This is a genomic window from Oscillibacter sp. CAG:155 (genome assembly GCA_000436875.1).
Taxonomy (GTDB): domain Bacteria; phylum Bacillota; class Clostridia; order Oscillospirales; family Oscillospiraceae; genus Oscillibacter.
Genome location: FR890939.1, coordinates 24875 through 28065, shown reverse-complemented (window position 1 = coordinate 28065; position 3191 = coordinate 24875). Strand labels below are relative to the sequence as shown.

Sequence of the window (3191 nt, the reverse complement as noted above, 5' to 3'; positions counted from 1 at the left end):
CTCCGCCGGTGAGTCCGTGGCCGCCGGCGCCATTTTCACCCTGCCCGCTCTGTTCCTGTGGGCCAAAGACGGCATCATTGACATGCCCAGCGTGGTGACACTGGGTCTGGTTGCCCTGGTGGGCGGCGTTCTGGGCGTCATCTTCATGGTGCCCCTGCGTCAGGCTCTGATCGTGGAGGAGCACGGCGTGCTGCCGTTCCCCGAGGGCACCGCCTGCGCCGAGGTGCTGCTGGCCGGTGAAGAGGGCGGCAGTAAGGCAAGCGCCGTGTTCTCCGGCCTGGGCATCGCCGCCGTCTACAAGCTGGTGAGCGACGGCTTCAAGATCTTCCCCAGCGAGATCGGCCATGACATCGCCTTTTACAAGGGTTCCTCCATCGGCATCCAGGTGCTGCCCTCCCTGGTGGGCGTGGGCTACATCTGCGGTCCCAAGATCTCCAGCTACATGTTCGCCGGCGGCACCCTGAGCTGGTTCGTCATCATGCCCATGATCGCCCTCTTCGGCGGCGACGCTGTCGTGTTCCCGGGCTCCAAAGCCATCAGCGCCCTGGCTCCTTCTGATCTGTGGGGCACCTACGTCAAGTACATTGGCGCCGGCGCCGTGGCCACCGGTGGCATCATCAGCCTCATCAAGAGCTTCCCCCTGATCGTGCGCACCTTCAAGCAGGCTATGAAGGGCATGAAGAGCGCCGGCAAGGCCTCCTCTCTGCGCACCGAGCAGGACATCCCCATGCCCGTGCTGATCGTGGCTATGCTGGTCATCGCCGTGGCGATCTGGCTGCTGCCCGCATTCCCCGTGAACCTGCTGGGCGCTTTGATCGTGGTGGTCTTCGGCTTCTTCTTCGCCACCGTGTCCTCCCGGATGGTGGGCCTCATCGGCTCCTCCAATAACCCGGTGTCCGGTATGGCCATTGCCACCATCATCATCACCACCATCCTCCTGAAGGCCACCGGCACCGTGGGCACCACCGGCATGACCGGCGCCATCTGCATCGGCGGCATCATCTGCGTCATCGCCGCCATCGCCGGCGACTGCTCTCAGGACCTGAAGACCGGCTTCATCCTGGGCGCCACCCCTAAGAAGCAGCAGATCGGTGAGATCATCGGTGTCATTGCCTCCGCTGCCGTCATCGGATTCGTGCTGTATCTGATGAACGCCGCCTGGGAGTTCGGCGGCGAGGAGATCCCCGCTCCCCAGGCTACCATGATGAAGATGCTGGTGGAAGGCATCATGAACGCGCAGCTGCCCTGGGCGCTGATCCTCACCGGCGTGGGCGTTGCCATCGTGGTGGAGATCATGGGTGTCCAGGTGATGCCCTTCGCCGTGGGCATGTACCTGCCCTTCAGCCTCAGCGCCGGCATCATGGCCGGCGGCATCGTCCGCTGGTTCATGGAGCGCCGCAAGAACGTCTCCGACGAGGAGCGCCGCGCCGGTGTGGACCGCGGCGTGCTGTACACCTCCGGCCTCATCGCGGGCGAGGGCCTCATGGGCGTCGTTCTGGCTGGCCTTGCCGCCGGCAAGGTCAACACCGACTTCTCCGGCATCGTGGACCTGGGCAGCTTCGGCTCCATCGTGCTTTTCCTGGCTCTGCTGGGCACCCTGGTGAAGGTGTGCCTCGGCAAAAAGAAGGCCTGATCTTCCTTCCCATGCGTTTTCCGGGCACGGCCCGCCCCTGCGGGCTGGCCGTGCCCATCTTTTTACCGGGCCGGTCTCGGTCCCATCCCACAAAGGAGACTTCCATCCATGAAAAAGAAGCAGTCCGAAAATTATCTGGAATACGTGCCCCAGCGCACCCCGGAGACAGAATTCACCGAAGATGAGGCGGGCATCGTCACCCTCACCAAGGAGTGGACCGGATTCTACAACCGCATCGCCCAACGCTTTTTCCATCGCCCCCGGGTCAGCCACATCGACCTGGACGGCTACGGCAGCTTCATCTGGAAGCTCATCGACGGGAAGCGGACCGTGTATGACATCTCCCGGAAGCTGGACGAGGCATACCCCGGCATGGAAAAATCCCTGTCCCGGCTCATCAAGTTCCTGGAGATCCTGCGGGACCACCACTTCATCGTCTGGAAAAACGCGGGGGAGAAGGCAAAATGAATCTGCTGCACTATCTGCCCTATCTCTTGGCCTTCATGGTCATCACAGCGGTGGTCTACGCCTGGGGCCTTTATCGGGCCCAGACCGCAGACCGGGACGATCAGGCGCTGCTGGAGTCCAAGGGTGCGTCCCGCATCCGGCGGGCGCTGCGGAAAAACGGCCCCATGACCCGCGCCCAGCTGCGCCCCGTGGCATGACCCGCGCCCAGCTGCGCCCGGTGGTGGAGGGTCTCCCCGCCAGCCGCCCCTTTTCCCAGCGGCGCATCGCCGTCACGGACCCGGACCAATTCCTGGACGTGCTGCTGCCCTATCTGGTGGAGCAGCGGTTCGTATCCGTCCGAAAGGAACGGGGCACGGAACTCTACACCCTGCGCAAATAACGGCTCAGCCGCCCGGAGAGGGCGGCTGTTTTTTTGTGCTCACGCCGACGGGAGCCGCATAAGCTGGTGAGAAAGGGGAGGGGAGACCATGCGCTTTTTGCAGGATTACGACCGCAAGGCTGCCGTGTTGTACGCCCACGCCTGGGCCTATGGGCGCAACCCGGCGTTTTACGACTACGAGCAGGTAGGGGGCGACTGCACCAATTTTGCCTCCCAGTGCATCTTCGCCGGCTGCGGCATCATGAATTTCACACCCACTTACGGCTGGTACTACATCACCGCCAACCAGAAGGCCCCCGCCTGGACCGGGGTGCCGTTCCTCTGGAACTTCCTCACCCGCAAGACCTTCTCCGTGGGACCAGTGGGGGAGCCCGCCGCCCTGGAGGACCTGCGGCCCGGAGACATCGTCCAGCTCTCCTTCACCGGGGACGGCACCTTCCAGCACTCGCCGGTGGTGGTGGCCACCGGCACCGTCCCCACGCTGGAGAACACCCTCATCGCCGCCCACAGCTACGACGCCGACAACCGGCCGCTGTCCACCTATCAGTTCCAGGACATCCGCTTTCTCCATATCACCGGCACAATCCGCCCCTGAAGACGTGAAATTCATAATTTATTCACATTTTTCCCAGGGCAGATGGTATCATGAAATTATCACAAAAGAGAGGGTGGTTCCCATGAAGAAGTTCCTCTGCGGGCTGCTGTCGGCGG

The 3191-nt window shown here is 63.2% G+C and carries 5 protein-coding genes; all 5 read left to right on the top strand.

What is annotated here, in order from left to right:
- A partial coding sequence (locus QZL67_RS08015; protein WP_292920135.1) for an OPT family oligopeptide transporter occupies nt 1-1633 on the top strand: 1633 nt, incomplete at its 5' end.
- Nucleotides 1634-1741: 108 nt separating this feature from the next.
- Nucleotides 1742-2101 carry a PqqD family protein gene (locus tag QZL67_RS08010; protein WP_022290203.1) on the top strand — a complete coding sequence of 120 codons (360 nt, stop codon included), beginning with the start codon at nt 1742-1744 and terminating at the stop codon, nt 2099-2101.
- On the top strand, nt 2098-2298 hold the full coding sequence (locus tag QZL67_RS08005; protein WP_022290202.1) for a hypothetical protein: 201 nt from the start codon (nt 2098-2100) through the stop codon (nt 2296-2298). The genes QZL67_RS08010 and QZL67_RS08005 overlap by 4 nt, the downstream gene beginning before the upstream one ends.
- Nucleotides 2295-2480: a hypothetical protein gene (locus QZL67_RS08000; RefSeq protein WP_022290201.1), complete on the top strand. Its 186-nt coding sequence runs from the start codon at nt 2295-2297 to the stop codon at nt 2478-2480. The genes QZL67_RS08005 and QZL67_RS08000 overlap by 4 nt, the downstream gene beginning before the upstream one ends.
- Before the next feature lie 88 nt (nt 2481-2568).
- Nucleotides 2569-3075, top strand: coding sequence for an amidase domain-containing protein (locus QZL67_RS07995; protein WP_022290200.1), 507 nt, complete (start codon nt 2569-2571; stop codon nt 3073-3075).
- Nucleotides 3076-3191 lie beyond the last annotated feature (116 nt).